This window comes from Mycobacterium sp. C31M (assembly GCF_053345865.1).
In genome coordinates this window covers 26,027-42,195 of the sequence record NZ_JBKFAX010000001.1, presented here as the reverse complement: position 1 = coordinate 42,195, position 16,169 = coordinate 26,027, and the positions used below count along the sequence as shown (strand labels likewise).

At 63.0% G+C, this 16,169-nt stretch carries 11 protein-coding genes and 3 rRNA genes; 13 read left to right on the top strand and 1 reads right to left on the bottom strand.

Annotated elements, in window-relative coordinates:
* The first annotated feature begins 2 nt into the window (after positions 1–2).
* From ACLBYA_RS00220 to ACLBYA_RS00195, 6 genes are all read left to right on the top strand, one after another.
* Positions 3–1,334 carry a F0F1 ATP synthase subunit B/delta gene (locus ACLBYA_RS00220; RefSeq protein ID WP_447707349.1) on the top strand — a complete coding sequence of 444 codons (1,332 nt, stop codon included), beginning with the start codon at positions 3–5 and terminating at the stop codon, positions 1,332–1,334.
* Between the two features lie 61 nt (positions 1,335–1,395).
* Positions 1,396–3,045: a F0F1 ATP synthase subunit alpha gene (atpA, locus tag ACLBYA_RS00215; RefSeq protein ID WP_447707348.1), complete on the top strand. Its 1,650-nt coding sequence runs from the start codon at positions 1,396–1,398 to the stop codon at positions 3,043–3,045.
* Between the two features lie 7 nt (positions 3,046–3,052).
* On the top strand, positions 3,053–3,982 hold the full coding sequence (locus ACLBYA_RS00210; protein WP_447707347.1) for a F0F1 ATP synthase subunit gamma: 930 nt from the start codon (positions 3,053–3,055) through the stop codon (positions 3,980–3,982).
* Positions 3,983–4,018: 36 nt separating this feature from the next.
* Entirely contained in the window at positions 4,019–5,446 is a 1,428-nt protein-coding gene (gene atpD / locus ACLBYA_RS00205; protein ID WP_447707346.1) for a F0F1 ATP synthase subunit beta, read from the top strand.
* Between the two features lie 39 nt (positions 5,447–5,485).
* Positions 5,486–5,851: a F0F1 ATP synthase subunit epsilon gene (locus ACLBYA_RS00200; RefSeq protein ID WP_447707345.1), complete on the top strand. Its 366-nt coding sequence runs from the start codon at positions 5,486–5,488 to the stop codon at positions 5,849–5,851.
* Between the two features lie 12 nt (positions 5,852–5,863).
* Positions 5,864–6,298, top strand: a complete 435-nt coding sequence (locus ACLBYA_RS00195; protein ID WP_447707344.1) for a DUF2550 domain-containing protein — start codon at positions 5,864–5,866, stop codon at positions 6,296–6,298.
* Here ACLBYA_RS00195 and ACLBYA_RS00190 read toward each other — a convergent pair.
* Positions 6,295–6,870 carry a cob(I)yrinic acid a,c-diamide adenosyltransferase gene (locus tag ACLBYA_RS00190; protein ID WP_447707343.1) on the bottom strand — a complete coding sequence of 192 codons (576 nt, stop codon included), beginning with the start codon at positions 6,868–6,870 and terminating at the stop codon, positions 6,295–6,297. The genes ACLBYA_RS00195 and ACLBYA_RS00190 overlap by 4 nt on opposite strands.
* 82 nt (positions 6,871–6,952) lie before the next feature.
* Here ACLBYA_RS00190 and murA point away from each other — a divergent pair, with 82 nt between their 5' ends.
* The 7 genes from murA to ACLBYA_RS00155 all read left to right on the top strand — a co-directional run bounded on the left by murA (position 6,953) and on the right by ACLBYA_RS00155 (position 16,169).
* Positions 6,953–8,206 carry a UDP-N-acetylglucosamine 1-carboxyvinyltransferase gene (gene murA, locus ACLBYA_RS00185; RefSeq protein ID WP_447707342.1) on the top strand — a complete coding sequence of 418 codons (1,254 nt, stop codon included), beginning with the start codon at positions 6,953–6,955 and terminating at the stop codon, positions 8,204–8,206.
* A gap of 369 nt (positions 8,207–8,575) precedes the next feature.
* Positions 8,576–10,095, top strand: a 16S ribosomal RNA gene (locus ACLBYA_RS00180).
* Positions 10,096–10,520: 425 nt separating this feature from the next.
* Positions 10,521–13,640, top strand: a 23S ribosomal RNA gene (locus ACLBYA_RS00175).
* A 189-nt stretch (positions 13,641–13,829) separates the two neighbouring features.
* Positions 13,830–13,942, top strand: a 5S ribosomal RNA gene (gene rrf / locus ACLBYA_RS00170).
* The 16S, 23S and 5S rRNA genes sit together here, the layout of an rRNA operon.
* A gap of 139 nt (positions 13,943–14,081) precedes the next feature.
* On the top strand, positions 14,082–14,954 hold the full coding sequence (locus tag ACLBYA_RS00165) for a tetratricopeptide repeat protein (RefSeq protein ID WP_447707341.1): 873 nt from the start codon (positions 14,082–14,084) through the stop codon (positions 14,952–14,954).
* A gap of 1 nt (position 14,955) precedes the next feature.
* The gene (locus ACLBYA_RS00160; RefSeq protein ID WP_447707340.1) at positions 14,956–15,951 is read left to right on the top strand and encodes an HAD-IIA family hydrolase; all 996 of its coding nucleotides are present in this window, start codon (positions 14,956–14,958) and stop codon (positions 15,949–15,951) included.
* Between the two features lie 26 nt (positions 15,952–15,977).
* The gene (locus tag ACLBYA_RS00155) at positions 15,978–16,169 is read left to right on the top strand and encodes a hypothetical protein (RefSeq protein ID WP_447707339.1); all 192 of its coding nucleotides are present in this window, start codon (positions 15,978–15,980) and stop codon (positions 16,167–16,169) included.

Sequence of the window (16,169 nt, the reverse complement as noted above, 5' to 3'; positions counted from 1 at the left end):
AGATGTCGACATTCATCGGACAGCTGATCGGCTTTGCCGTCATCGTGTTCATCCTCGGCAAGTGGGTGGTGCCACTCGTCAAGGGGCTGATGGTCAAACAGCAGGAGGCCATTCGCGTCGCCCTGGCCGAAAGTGCCGAGGCGGCAAAGAAGCTCGCTGATGCCGATGCCATGCACGCCAAGGCCCTGGCCGACGCGAAGGCGGAGTCCAGCCATGTCACCGACGAGGCGCGTCAGGACTCCGAGCGGATCAAGGCGCAGCTGGCCGAGCAGGCCGGCGTCGACGCCGAGCGGATCAAGGCCCAGGGCGGCCAGCAGGTTCACCTGCTCCGCCAGCAGCTGGTGCGCCAGCTGCGGGTCGGGCTCGGCGACGAAGCGGTGACCAAGGCCGCCGATCTGGTGCGCGCACACGTCGCCGATCCGGCGGCGCAATCGGCCACCGTCGACCGCTTCCTTGACGACCTGGACCAGATGGCCCCGTCGCCGTTCGTGATCGACACGGCCGCCACCTCGACGCTGCGGGCTGCCAGCCGTGAGGCGCTGGCCACCCTGGTCGCCGAGTTCGATGGTCTGGCAGGCGGTTTGGATGCCAATGGACTGACGACGCTGGCCGACGATCTGGCTGCGGTGGCGAAGCTGCTGCTGTCGGAGAGCACGCTCAACAAGCACCTCGCCGAGCCGACCGACAACACGTCGGCCAAGGTGGCGCTGGTCGACAAGCTGTTCACCGGCAAGGTCGGCGATGCCGCGCTCAAGCTGGTCCGCACGGCGGCCGCACAGCGGTGGTCCACCGAGGCCGACCTGGTCGACGGGATCGAGCACATCGCACGGCTTGCCCTGCTGCAGCGTGCACAGGCTGCTGGTGAGGTCGACGAGGTCGAGGATCAGCTGTTCAAGTTCGGGCGGGTGCTGGACACCGAGCCCCGACTGACCACGCTGCTCAGCGACTACACCACCGATGCCGCCGGCCGAATCGGGCTGTTGGACAAGGTGATCGGCACCGCGAGCAACGGCACCGCCGCCGCGCTGCTGAAGCAGACGGTCGGCCTGCTGCGTGGGGAACGTGCCGATGAGGCCGTCATCGACCTCGCGGAGCTCGCCGTGGCACGTCGTGGCGAGGTCGTCGCACACGTCAGCGCCGCCGCGGAATTGACCGATGCACAGCGCGATCGACTGACCGCCGTGCTCACCCGCATCTACGGGCATCCGGTGTCCGTCCAACTGCATGTCGATCCGGAACTGCTCGGGGGTCTTTCGATCACCGTCGGTGACGAGGTGATCGACGGTTCCATCGCATCCCGGCTCGCCGCAGCGCAGAGCCAGCTGCCGGACTAGTTCACGCGCCGGCCCCGACCCCCGAACCTCTCAAGAACACAAGGTAGGAAGACGAAAAACCATGGCAGAGTTGACAATCTCGGCTGCTGATATCGAAGGTGCCATCGAGGGTTACGTATCCTCGTTTTCCGCCGACACCGAGCGGGAAGAGGTCGGCACCGTCGTCGATGCCGGTGACGGTATCGCCCACGTCGAGGGCCTGCCCTCGGTCATGACCCAGGAGCTTCTCGAATTCCCGGGCGGCGTGCTCGGTGTGGCGCTGAACCTCGACGAGCACAGCGTCGGCGCCGTCATCCTCGGTGAGTTCGAGAAGATCGAAGAGGGCCAGCAGGTCAAGCGCACCGGCGAGGTGCTCTCGGTGCCCGTCGGTGACGCCTTCCTCGGTCGCGTCGTCAACCCGCTCGGCCAGCCGATCGACGGTCAGGGCGATATCGCTGCCGACGCGCGTCGCGCACTGGAGCTGCAGGCCCCCTCGGTGGTTCAGCGCCAGGGCGTCGGCGAGCCGCTGCAGACCGGTATCAAGGCCATCGACGCCATGACCCCGATCGGCCGCGGCCAGCGTCAGCTGATCATCGGTGACCGCAAGACCGGCAAGACCGCGGTCTGCGTCGACACCATCCTCAACCAGCGTGAGGCCTGGGAGACCGGCGACCCGAAGCAGCAGGTGCGCTGCGTGTACGTCGCGGTCGGCCAGAAGGGCACCACCATCGCCTCGGTGAAGCGGGCGCTCGAAGAGGGCGGCGCGATGGAATACACCACCATCGTCGCGGCCCCGGCCTCTGACCCCGCCGGCTTCAAGTGGCTGGCCCCGTACACCGGTTCGGCCATCGGCCAGCACTGGATGTACGACGGCAAGCACGTCCTGATCGTGTTCGACGATCTGTCCAAGCAGGCCGACGCCTACCGCGCGATTTCGCTGCTGCTGCGTCGCCCGCCGGGCCGCGAGGCGTTCCCCGGTGACGTCTTCTACCTGCACTCCCGTCTGCTGGAGCGGTGCGCCAAGCTGTCCGACGAGCTCGGTGGCGGTTCGATGACCGGTCTGCCGATCATCGAGACCAAGGCCAACGACATCTCGGCGTTCATCCCGACCAACGTCATCTCGATCACCGACGGCCAGTGCTTCCTGGAGTCCGACCTGTTCAACCAGGGCGTGCGTCCGGCCGTGAACGTCGGTGTGTCGGTTTCCCGCGTCGGTGGTGCCGCCCAGATCAAGGCCATGAAAGAGGTCGCCGGCTCGCTGCGTCTGGATCTGTCGCAGTACCGCGAGCTGGAGGCCTTCGCGGCCTTCGCCTCGGACCTGGATGCGGCCTCCAAGGCGCAGCTGGACCGCGGTGTGCGCCTGGTCGAGCTGCTCAAGCAGCCCCAGTACAGCCCGCTGGCCGTCGAGGATCAGGTCGTGTCGATCTTCCTCGGCACCCAGGGCCACCTGGATTCGGTTCCGGCCGAAGACGTCTCGCGCTTCGTCGACGAACTGCTGGAGCACGTCAAGGCCAGCCACGCCGACATCCTCACCGGCATCAAGGAGACCAAGAAGCTCTCCGAAGAGGCCGAGGAGAAGCTGGTGACGGTCATCAATGACTTCAAGAAGGGCTTCTCGGCGAGCGACGGTAGCTCCGTCGTCGTCAACGAGGCCGACTCCGAGGCTCTGGATCCCGAGGATCTGGAGAAGGAATCGGTCAAGGTCCGTAAGCCTGCTCCCAAGAAGGCCTAGGTAACCAATGGCAGCCACACTGCGCGAGCTACGCGGACGTATCCGCTCCGCCGGGTCGATCAAGAAGATCACCAAGGCCCAGGAGCTGATCGCCACGTCGCGGATCGCCAAGGCGCAGGCCCGGGTCGATGCGGCCCGGCCTTACAGCACCGAGATCACCAACATGCTGACCGAGTTGGCCAGCGCCAGCGCGCTGGATCACCCGCTGCTGGTCCCGCGGGACAACCCGAAGCGGGCGGCCGTGCTGGTGGTGTCCTCGGACCGTGGTCTGTGCGGCGGCTACAACGCCAACGTGCTGCGCCGCGCCGAGGAGCTCTTCTCGCTGCTGCGTGACGAGGGCAAGTCCCCGGTGGTGTACGTCGTCGGACGGAAGGCGTTGGGCTACTACAGCTTCCGCCAGCGTGACATCGTCGAATCGTGGACCGGTTTCTCGGAGCGTCCCACCTACGAGGACGCCAAGGAGATCGCCGACACCCTGGTGACGTCGTTCATGTCCGGTGCCGATGACGACGGCGACGACGGCGGTGCCGACGGCATCCTCGGCGTCGACGAGATCCACATCGTGTCCACCGAGTTCCGTTCGATGCTGTCGCAGACCGCGGTGGCGTTGCGGGTGGCCCCGATGGTCGTGGAGTACGTCGGTGACGAGCAGCCCGAGGACGGCCCGCACACGTTGTTCTCGTTCGAGCCGAGCGCGGAGACCTTGTTCGACGCGCTGCTGCCGCGCTATATCGCGACCCGTGTGTACGCCGCACTGCTGGAGGCCGCCGCCTCGGAGTCGGCCTCGCGCCGGCGCGCCATGAAGTCGGCCACCGACAACGCCGACGATCTGATCAAGGCACTCACGCTGGCGGCCAACCGCGAGCGCCAGGCACAGATCACCCAGGAAATCAGCGAGATCGTCGGCGGCGCCAACGCGCTGGCCGACTCGAAATAGCTGAAAAGCAAGCCCCTCTCAGGAAGCGAAAGAGATATGACTGCTACTGCCGAAAAGTCCGCAGGCCGCGTCGTTCGTATCACCGGCCCCGTGGTCGACGTGGAGTTTCCGCGTGGCTCCGTGCCCGAGCTGTTCAACGCGCTGCATGCCGACATCTCCTATAAGGAGCTGTCGAAGACCCTGACCCTGGAGGTCGCGCAGCACCTGGGTGACAACCTGGTGCGCACCATCTCCATGCAGCCCACCGACGGCCTGGTCCGTGGCACCGAGGTGTCCGACACCGGCGCCTCGATCTCGGTGCCCGTCGGCGACGGCGTCAAGGGCCACGTGTTCAACGCCCTCGGTGACTGCCTCGACGAGCCGGGCTACGGCAAGGACTTCGAGCACTGGTCCATCCACCGCAAGCCGCCGGCCTTCGCCGACCTGGAGCCCCGCACCGAGATGCTGGAGACCGGTCTGAAGGTCGTCGACCTGCTGACCCCGTACGTGCGTGGTGGCAAGATCGCCCTGTTCGGTGGTGCCGGCGTCGGCAAGACCGTGCTCATCCAGGAGATGATCAACCGCATCGCCCGTAACTTCGGTGGTACCTCGGTGTTCGCCGGCGTGGGGGAGCGCACCCGTGAGGGTAACGACCTGTGGGTCGAGCTCGCCGATGCCAACGTGCTCAAGGACACCGCCTTGGTGTTCGGCCAGATGGACGAGCCGCCGGGCACGCGTATGCGCGTCGCCCTGTCCGCGCTGACCATGGCGGAGTTCTTCCGCGATGAGCAGGGCCAGGACGTGCTGCTGTTCATCGACAACATCTTCCGGTTCACCCAGGCCGGTTCCGAGGTCTCGACCCTGCTCGGTCGTATGCCGTCGGCCGTGGGTTACCAGCCGACGCTGGCCGACGAGATGGGTGAGCTGCAGGAGCGCATCACCTCGACCCGTGGTCGCTCGATCACCTCGATGCAGGCCGTGTACGTGCCCGCCGACGACTACACCGACCCGGCGCCGGCCACCACCTTCGCCCACCTGGATGCCACCACCGAGCTTTCCCGCGCGGTGTTCTCCAAGGGCATCTTCCCCGCGGTGGATCCGTTGGCATCGTCCTCGACGATCCTGCACCCCAGCGTGGTCGGCGACGAGCACTACCGCGTCGCCCAGGAAGTCATCCGGATCCTGCAGCGCTACAAGGATCTTCAGGACATCATCGCCATCCTCGGTATCGACGAGCTGTCCGAAGAGGACAAGGTGCTGGTGTACCGCGCCCGTAAGATCGAGCGCTTCCTGAGCCAGAACATGATGGCGGCCGAGCAGTTCACCGGTCAGCCCGGCTCGACCGTGCCGCTCAAGGAGACCATCGAGGCCTTCGACAAGCTGGCCAAGGGTGAGTTCGACCACCTGCCCGAGCAGGCGTTCTTCCTCATCGGCGGTCTGGACGACCTGGCGAAGAAGGCAGAAACCCTCGGCGCCAAGCTGTGATGTCTGCAGTAGTCAACGGAGTGCGAAAGGTGGTGTGGCATGGCTGAGTTGGACGTCGAGATCGTCGCCGTCGAGCGCAAGCTGTGGTCCGGCAAGGCCACGTTCGTCTTCACCCGCACCACCGCGGGTGAGATCGGCATCCTGCCGCGGCACATCCCGCTGGTGGCTCAACTGGTCGACGACGCCATGGTGCGTGTCGAGCGGGACGGCGAGGACGACCTCCGCATCGCGGTCGACGGCGGGTTCCTGTCGGTGACCGACGGCGGGGTCAGCCTCCTGGTGGAAAACGCCCAGTTCGAATCGGAGATCGACGCCGACGCCGCCAAGCAGGACTCCGAATCGGATGATCCGGCCAAGGCTGCGTGGGGGCGCGCGCGTCTGCGTGCCGTCGGACAGATCGACTAGTAGGACCTGACGATGAGCGCGCCCATGTGGATCATGGTCGCGCTCATCGGCGTTTTGCTGCTTGCCGTCGTCGCGTTGGGCTACCGGTTGTGGAAGCTCCGTCAGGTCGGCGGCACCGCGGCGATCCTGCGTGATTACCCGGCCGAGGGCGGCCACGGCTGGCGGCACGGAGTGCTGCGGTACGGCGAGGCGGAGGCCGAGTTCTACCGGGTGTCGAGCATGCGATGGTGGCCCGATCGGCGCGTGAGTCGGCTGGGTCTGGAAGTGGTGTCGCGGCGTACCCCGCGCGGTGACGAGTTCGACATCATGACCGATGAGATCGCGATTCTGGAATTGCGGGACCCCGACCGCCGGTTCGAGGTGGCCCTCGATCGCGGGGCACTGACCGCATTCACCTCGTGGCTGGAGTCCCGGCCGTCACACCGCGCCCGGCGCAGGTCCGCCTAGCTGCGCTCCCCGCCGGGCTGCCACTTCACGTCACCGTCCGGGTTCGCCACCCGCGACAGGATGAACAGCAGATCCGACAGTCGGTTGAGATATTTCGCCGGCAGCACATTCACCGAATCACCGTGTTGATCGATCGCCCGCCACGCCGAACGTTCGGCCCGCCGCGTGACGGTTCGTGCCACGTGTAGCAGCGCCGACAGCGGGGTTCCGCCGGGCAGGATGAATGAGTCGAGCTTCGGCAGGTCCTCGTTGAACTCGTCGCACCAGCCTTCCAGCCGGTCGATGTAGTCCTGCAGGACCCGCAGCGGGGGATACACGGGGTTCTCGACGACCGGCGTCGACAGATCGGCGCCGGCGTCGAACAGGTCGTTTTGTACCTGCAGCAGCACGGCACGGATCCGGTCATCCGGTTCGCCCATCGACAGCGCCACACCGATCGCCGCGTTGGCCTCGTCGCAGTCCGCATAGGCCTCGAGTCGGGCGTCGCTCTTGGACACGCGACTGAAATCACTGAGGCCGGTGGTGCCGTCGTCGCCGGTCCGGGTATAGATGCGGGTCAGGTGCACGGCCATGGTTCAACCGTACCGGTCGAGGCGTTCGAGTTGTGCTCGCAGCGTTCTGAAACTGCGTCGTCGGTTGCTTACACTGACCGGCGTGAGCGATCGTTTCGTGGTGACCGGCGGAAGCCGGCTTTCAGGCGAGGTCGCCGTCGGGGGAGCGAAGAACAGTGTTCTGAAACTCATGGCGGCGGCATTGCTCGCCGAGGGCACGAGCACGATCACCAACTGCCCCGACATTCTCGATGTCCCACTGATGGCGGAGGTGTTGCGCGGGTTGGGAGCAACCGTCGAACTCGACGGTTCCACCGTGCGGATCACCTCACCGGATGAAGTCAAGTACGACGCCGACTTCGCCGCTGTCCGTCAGTTCCGTGCCTCGGTCTGTGTGCTGGGCCCGCTGGTGGGGCGGGGCCGGAAGGCGAAAGTGGCGCTGCCCGGCGGTGACGCGATCGGTTCGCGACCGCTGGACATGCACCAGGCGGGACTTCGTCAGTTGGGTGCCCGCTGCAACATCGAGCACGGCTGTGTGGTGGCCGAGGCCGATCATCTACGCGGTGCCGAGATCCAACTCGAATTCCCTTCTGTGGGGGCGACCGAGAACATCTTGATGGCCGCGGTGCTCGCGGAGGGCGTCACCACCATCCACAACGCGGCCCGCGAACCCGACATCGCCGATATCTGCACGATGCTCAACCAGATGGGCGCGCAGGTGGAGGGTGCGGGTTCGTCGACGCTGACCATCACCGGGGTGGATCGGCTGCATCCCACCGAACATCGGGTCATCGGTGATCGGATCGTTGCCGCGACGTGGGGGATTGCCGCGGCGATGACCCGAGGGGACATCTCGGTGACCGGAGTGGACCCGGCGCATCTGCAGTTGGTCCTGCACAAACTGCACGATGCGGGTGCGACGGTGACGCAGAACGACAACGGCTTCCGGGTGGTGCAGTACGAACGACCGAAGGCGGTCAACGTCGCGACCCTGCCGTTCCCCGGGTTCCCGACCGACCTGCAACCGATGGCAATCGGGTTGGCATGCATCGCCGACGGCACCTCAATGATCACCGAGAACGTTTTCGAAGCTCGGTTCCGGTTCGTTGAGGAGATGATCCGTCTGGGGGCGGACGCCCGTACCGATGGTCACCATGCGGTGGTGCGTGGAATTCCGCAGCTGTCGAGTGCGCCGGTGTGGGCCTCGGACATCCGAGCCGGTGCCGGCTTGGTGCTTGCCGGCCTGGTGGCCGATGGCGAGACCGAGGTGCACGACGTTTTCCACATCGATCGCGGCTACCCGATGTTCGTCGAAAACCTGGCCAGTTTGGGTGCCGGCATCGAGCGGGTAACCTGATTCGAGACGGCCGTACCAGAGTTGTAGGCCTCTGACCAGGGGATTTGACTTCATCGGCGCGGAAGTTCTAATCTTTTGAAGTCGCCGCGGAGACGCGAGACAGAGAAGCTTGACTCACCGGAACAGATAGTTTAAGCTGGTGGGGTTGCCCCGAAACGGGTAGCTTCGACAAAATCAAGTCTGTTGTTTGAGAACTCAATAGTGTGTTTGGTGGTTTTTGTTTGTTGTTTTTTGCCATCTTGGTGGGGGACTCCCCGTCTTCCTGCCACGTGGGATGGTTTTGTTTTTTGATGCCAGTTTTTGGTGTCTTTTGTTTGTGATCGGATTTTTCTGATTCGAATTCTGCCTGGGCTTTGGTCTGGGGGTTTTTGTTTGGAGAGTTTGATCCTGGCTCAGGACGAACGCTGGCGGCGTGCTTAACACATGCAAGTCGAACGGAAAGGCCCTTCGGGGTGCTCGAGTGGCGAACGGGTGAGTAACACGTGGGTGATCTGCCCTGCACTTTGGGATAAGCCTGGGAAACTGGGTCTAATACCGAATATGATCATCAGCTTCATGGTTGGTGGTGGAAAGCTTTTGCGGTGTGGGATGGGCCCGCGGCCTATCAGCTTGTTGGTGGGGTAATGGCCTACCAAGGCGACGACGGGTAGCCGGCCTGAGAGGGTGACCGGCCACACTGGGACTGAGATACGGCCCAGACTCCTACGGGAGGCAGCAGTGGGGAATATTGCACAATGGGCGCAAGCCTGATGCAGCGACGCCGCGTGAGGGATGACGGCCTTCGGGTTGTAAACCTCTTTCAGCACAGACGAAGCGCAAGTGACGGTATGTGCAGAAGAAGGACCGGCCAACTACGTGCCAGCAGCCGCGGTAATACGTAGGGTCCGAGCGTTGTCCGGAATTACTGGGCGTAAAGAGCTCGTAGGTGGTTTGTCGCGTTGTTCGTGAAAACTCACAGCTTAACTGTGGGCGTGCGGGCGATACGGGCAGACTGGAGTACTGCAGGGGAGACTGGAATTCCTGGTGTAGCGGTGGAATGCGCAGATATCAGGAGGAACACCGGTGGCGAAGGCGGGTCTCTGGGCAGTAACTGACGCTGAGGAGCGAAAGCGTGGGGAGCGAACAGGATTAGATACCCTGGTAGTCCACGCCGTAAACGGTGGGTACTAGGTGTGGGTTTCCTTCCTTGGGATCCGTGCCGTAGCTAACGCATTAAGTACCCCGCCTGGGGAGTACGGCCGCAAGGCTAAAACTCAAAGGAATTGACGGGGGCCCGCACAAGCGGCGGAGCATGTGGATTAATTCGATGCAACGCGAAGAACCTTACCTGGGTTTGACATGCACAGGACGCCGGCAGAGATGTCGGTTCCCTTGTGGCCTGTGTGCAGGTGGTGCATGGCTGTCGTCAGCTCGTGTCGTGAGATGTTGGGTTAAGTCCCGCAACGAGCGCAACCCTTGTCCTATGTTGCCAGCGGGTTATGCCGGGGACTCGTAGGAGACTGCCGGGGTCAACTCGGAGGAAGGTGGGGATGACGTCAAGTCATCATGCCCCTTATGTCCAGGGCTTCACACATGCTACAATGGCCGGTACAAAGGGCTGCGATGCCGTGAGGTGGAGCGAATCCTTTCAAAGCCGGTCTCAGTTCGGATCGGGGTCTGCAACTCGACCCCGTGAAGTCGGAGTCGCTAGTAATCGCAGATCAGCAACGCTGCGGTGAATACGTTCCCGGGCCTTGTACACACCGCCCGTCACGTCATGAAAGTCGGTAACACCCGAAGCCGGTGGCCTAACCCCTTGTGGGAGGGAGCCGTCGAAGGTGGGATCGGCGATTGGGACGAAGTCGTAACAAGGTAGCCGTACCGGAAGGTGCGGCTGGATCACCTCCTTTCTAAGGAGCACCACGAGAACCAGGCCCGCCCACATCGTGTGGGAGTTCGGTGACCTTTGGTCGATTCGTTGGATGGCCTTCATCTGTAGTGGGTGGGGGTCTGGTGCAACAACAAACATTGTGGCGCCCGTGGGTTTTCCGGGGTGCTGGCTGCTGAACACACTATTGGGCTTTGAGACAACAGGCCCAGCGGGACCCGCGCCATACGTGGAGGGGGTTGCCGGCCGTGAGTCTGAGGGGGCGTTGGCTTCGTTCAGGTGATGCGGTTGCTGTTGTCGCCCTGCTTTGGTGGTGGGGTGTGGTGTTTGATTTGTGGATAGTGGTTGCGAGCATCTAGCACGCAGGAATCGTGTCTTCTTCGGAGGATGTGGTTGTTGTGTGTGTTTGATGTGCAATTTCTTTTTTTCTTTTTCTGGTTTTTTGTGTTGTAAGTGTTTAAGGGCGCATGGTGGATGCCTTGGCATCAGGAGCCGATGAAGGACGTGGGAGGCTGCGATATGCCTCGGGGAGCTGCCAACCGAGCGTGGATCCGAGGATGTCCGAATGGGGAAACCCAGCACGAGTGATGTCGTGTTACCTGCATCTGAATATATAGGGTGCAGGGGGGAACGCGGGGAAGTGAAACATCTCAGTACCCGTAGGAAGAGAAAACAATTGTGATTCCGTGAGTAGTGGCGAGCGAAAGCGGAGGATGGCTAAACCGTATGCATGTGATACCCGGCGGGGGTTGTGTGTGCGGGGTTGTGGGGCGTTTCTTCTCAGCACCGCCGTGCTGGGCAGCAGTGAGAAAAGTGTGTGTTAGCGGAAGTGGTCTTGGGATGGCCTGCCGTAGACGGTGAGAGCCCGGTACGTGAAAACACATGCTCTGTTGTGGAACTGTCCCCGAGTAGCAGCGGGCCCGTGAAATCTGCTGTGAATCTGCCGGGACCACCCGGTAAGCCTGAATACTTCCTGATGACCGATAGCGGATTAGTACCGTGAGGGAATGGTGAAAAGTACCCCGGGAGGGGAGTGAAATAGTACCTGAAACCGTGTGCCTACAATCCGTCAGAGCCCTCGCTTTATGTGTGGGGTGATGGCGTGCCTTTTGAAGAATGAGCCTGCGAGTCAGGGACATGTCGCGAGGTTAACCCGTGTGGGGTAGCCGCAGCGAAAGCGAGTCTGAATAGGGCGTATCCAATCCGGAGGGGTTGGTGTAGTGGTGTGTTCTGGACCCGAAGCGGAGTGATCTACCCATGGCCAGGGTGAAGCAGCAGTAAGATGTTGTGGAGGCCCGAACCCACTTAGGTTGAAGACTGAGGGGATGAGTTGTGGGTAGGGGTGAAAGGCCAATCAAACTCCGTGATAGCTGGTTCTCCCCGAAATGCATTTAGGTGCAGCGTTGCGTGTTTCTTACCGGAGGTAGAGCTACTGGATGGCCGATGGGCCCTACTAGGTTACTGACGTCAGCCAAACTCCGAATGCCGGTAAGTGAAAGCGTGGCAGTGAGACGGCGGGGGATAAGCTCCGTGCGTCGAGAGGGAAACAGCCCAGATCGCCGGCTAAGGCCCCTAAGCGTGTACTAAGTGGAAAAGGATGTGCAGTCGCGAAGACAACCAGGAGGTTGGCTTAGAAGCAGCCACCCTTGAAAGAGTGCGTAATAGCTCACTGGTCAAGTGATTGTGCGCCGATAATGTAGCGGGGCTCAAGTACACCGCCGAAGCCGCGGCATCAACTTTTGTTGATGGGTAGGGGAGCGTCCTGCACCCAGTGAAGCAGCCTGGTAATGGAGCTGTGGAGGGTGTGGGAGTGAGAATGCAGGCATGAGTAGCGATAAGGCAAGTGAGAACCTTGCCCGCCGAAAGACCAAGGGTTCCTGGGGCAGGCCAGTCCGCCCAGGGTGAGTCGGGACCTAAGGCGAGGCCGACAGGCGTAGTCGATGGACAACGGGTTGATATTCCCGTACCCGTGTGTGCGCGTCCATGATGAATCAGCGGTACTAACCGCCCAAATGGTGACTTATCCAATCCTTCGGGAGCGGAATGTTGCCGGCTGCGCGGGACCTTCGTTGGTAGTAGTCAAGCGATGGGGTGACGCAGGAAGGTAGCCATACCAGTCAGTGGTAATACTGGGGCAAGCCGGTAGGGAGACATCTAGGTAAATCCGGGTGTCACATATCCTGAGAGGTGATGCATAGCCGAGTGAGGCGAATTTGGTGATCCTATGCTGCCGAGAAAAGCCTCTAGCGAGTTCACACACGGCCCGTACCCCAAACCAACACAGGTGGTCAGGTAGAGAATACTAAGGCGTACGAGTTAACTATGGTTAAGGAACTCGGCAAAATGCCCCCGTAACTTCGGGAGAAGGGGGACCCACGTACCGTCATGGCTCTTGCGGCCGGCAGCGGGGGTGGGTGGCACAAACCAGTGAGAAGCGACTGTTTACTAAAAACACAGGTCCGTGCGAAGTCGCAAGACGATGTATACGGACTGACGCCTGCCCGGTGCTGGAAGGTTAAGAGGACCCGTTAATCGTAAGGTGAAGCGGAGAATTTAAGCCCCAGTAAACGGCGGTGGTAACTATAACCATCCTAAGGTAGCGAAATTCCTTGTCGGGTAAGTTCCGACCTGCACGAATGGCGTAACGACTTCTCAACTGTCTCAACCATAGACTCGGCGAAATTGCACTACGAGTAAAGATGCTCGTTACGCGCGGCAGGACGAAAAGACCCCGGGACCTTCACTACAACTTGGTATTGGTGCTCGATACGGTTTGTGTAGGATAGGTGGGAGACTGTGAAGCATGCACGCCAGTGTGTGTGGAGTCGTTGTTGAAATACCACTCTGATCGTATTGGGCCTCTAACTTCGAACCGTATATCCGGTTCAGGGACAGTGCCTGGTGGGTAGTTTAACTGGGGCGGTTGCCTCCTAAAATGTAACGGAGGCGCCCAAAGGTTCCCTCAACCTGGACGGCAATCAGGTGTTGAGTGTAAGTGCACAAGGGAGCTTGACTGCGAGACGTACATGTCGAGCAGGGACGAAAGTCGGGACTAGTGATCCGGCACCTCTGAGTGGAAGGGGTGTCGCTCAACGGATAAAAGGTACCCCGGGGATAACAGGCTGATCTTCCCCAAGAGTCCATATCGACGGGATGGTTTGGCACCTCGATGTCGGCTCGTCGCATCCTGGGGCTGGAGCAGGTCCCAAGGGTTGGGCTGTTCGCCCATTAAAGCGGCACGCGAGCTGGGTTTAGAACGTCGTGAGACAGTTCGGTCTCTATCCGCCGCGCGCGTCAGAAGCTTGAGGAAATCTGTCCCTAGTACGAGAGGACCGGGACGGACGAACCTCTGGTATACCAGTTGTCCCACCAGGGGCACGGCTGGATAGCCACGTTCGGACAGGATAACCGCTGAAAGCATCTAAGCGGGAAACCTCTTCCAAGACCAGGCTTCTCACCCATTCAGTGGGATAAGGCCCCCCGCAGACCACGGGATCGATAGACCAGACCTACACACTCAGTAATGAGTTCAGGGAACTGGCACTAACCGGCCGAAAACTTACACACACCCACCACGGTGGGTAAACAAAAAACGTGTAAGAACAAAGAAGACGCACACTCAAACGTGACGCCCGCAACCACACCACACGGACACACTCACCACCAGCAATGGTCGTGAACACACTCCACCACCAAAACACACCAAAAATCTTCCCGGTGAAAAACCCGGGACGCCCAAAAAAGGGTGAATAAAGTTACGGCGGCCATAGCGGCAGGGAAACGCCCGGTCCCATCCCGAACCCGGAAGCTAAGCCTACCAGCGCCAATGATACTACCCAACAGGGTGGAAAAGTAGGACACCGCCGAACACAAATTAGGATTACCCCCCACGTTATTCGTGGGGGGTAATTCTATTTATCGACCATTCTTCGAAAATTCGCGAGTGTCGCGAATGGGCATGTCCCGGCTATCCTTTGCCAGGACGTGTGATCGATCAGGAAGGCAACTGTGGCCGACGACAGACAAGGCGGCAGCGGCGAGCGGCGGCCACGTCGTGCATCGGGGGATGGCCCTCGTGCCGGTGGAAACAGCGGTTATGGCGCCGGCGGCGGTCAGCGCTCCGGCGGCGGCGGTTACGCCCGCCGCGGTGGACGCGATCGGCCGAAGGAGTGGTCAGGTTCGGACCGGGAGCGTCGCGATGCGCGCAGTAGTGACGAGCCGACCGGGCCGCGCATCCCGAACGAGATCGAGGCCCGACAACTGGCCCCCGAAATCCGCAGCGAGCTGATCACGCTCGACAAATCCACCGCTGACGTCGTGGCCCGGCACCTGGTTGCCGCCGGCGAACTGCTGGAGGAGGACCCCGAAGCCGCGCTCGCTCACGCCCGCGCCGCGCGCGCCCGCTCCGGACGCATCGCCGCGGTGCGCGAGGCCGTCGGTATCGCCGCCTATTTCTGCGGGGACTGGGCGCAGGCGCTTGCCGAATTGCGGGCCGCGCGCCGGATGGGCAGCAAGTCCGCGCTGCTGCCGCTGATCGCGGACTGCGAACGTGGTGTCGGCCGGCCCGAACGTGCCATCGAGTTGGCCCGCAGTGCCGAAGCCGAGGCGCTGACCGGTGACGACGCCGAGGAACTGCGGATGGTCGTCGCCGGCGCGCGTTCGGATCTCGGTCAGTACGAGCAGGCCCTGGCGATTTTGTCGACCCCGCCGCTGGACCCGACGCGACTCGGGGCCACCAGCGCCCGGCTGTTCTATGCCTACGCCGAAACCCTGCTGGCGCTGGGCCGCTCGGATGATGCGGTGCAGGCGTTCATCAACGCCGCCGCCGCTGATGTGGAGGGCGTCACCGACGCCGAAGAACGTCTCGCCGAGCTCACCTGACATGGGCACCTTGGCACAGGAGCACGATTGCCTGCTCCTGGATCTCGACGGCACCGTGTTCCGTGGGCACGAGCCGACTATCGGCGCCGTCGACAGTCTGTCCGCGGTGCAGTCCCGCGCACTGTTCGTCACCAACAACGCATCGCGTTCGGCGGCGCAGGTGGCCGGACATCTGCAGGAGCTCGGTTTCACGGCGCATGCGGATGATGTCGTCACCAGTGCCCAGAGTGCGGCGCGCCTGCTGGCCGGCCAGGTGCCGGCCGGATCGGCGGTGCTGATCGTCGGCACCGAGGCGCTGGCCGTCGAGATCGCGGAAGTGGGCCTGCTCCCGGTGCGGTCGTTCGACGACAATCCTGTTGCCGTCGTCCAGGGGCACAACCCGGAAACCGGCTGGGCCATCCTGGCCGAGGCGGCGCTGGCCATCCGCGCCGGTGCGGTGTGGGTCGCGGCCAACGTCGACCGCACCCTGCCCTCGGAACGCGGCCTGCTGCCGGGTAACGGCTCGATGGTCGCCGCACTGCGCACGGCGACCGATACCGACCCGCAGGTCGCCGGGAAACCGGCGCCAAGCCTGATGAACGATGCGCTGGCCCGCGGGGCGTTCAGCACGCCGCTGGTGATCGGTGACCGGCTCGACACCGATATCGAAGGTGCCAACGCCGCCCGGCTGCCCAGTCTGATGGTGCTCACCGGCGTGAACGACGCCGCCGACATGGTGGCCGCCGCGGCCGGTAGCCGACCGGACTTCCTGGCGGCGGATCTCCGTGCGCTGCACAGCGATGCCGATGCCCTGCGCATCGCCGCACATCCGGCGTGGCACACCGACACCGACGGGTCCACCGTGACCGTCCGGTCGACCGGCGCCGACTCGGCCGATGAACTGAGCGTCGTCCGCGCGACGGCGCATGCCGTGTGGGCGGCGGGAGAGGGCGTCAGCGTCGCGGCCGGTGATGACGCCGCGCGGACGGCACTGCAGCGCTGGTCGCTGCTGAGCTGATCGGATCGGCTAGCGTGATCAGCGACATGAGTACCGATCCTGAGCAGATCCGCGCCGGTATCGCGGCGCTGCTGGCCGAGCTGCCGGACGTCGAGTCGGGTGGCTTGGCGGATACCGATATCGACGCCGTCGCCGCACGCCTGGAAGAGGCACATGACCTGCTGGTCCGCGCCCTCGAATCGGTGGAGGGCCGGGGCGACGCGACCCGGGAGCGCTGA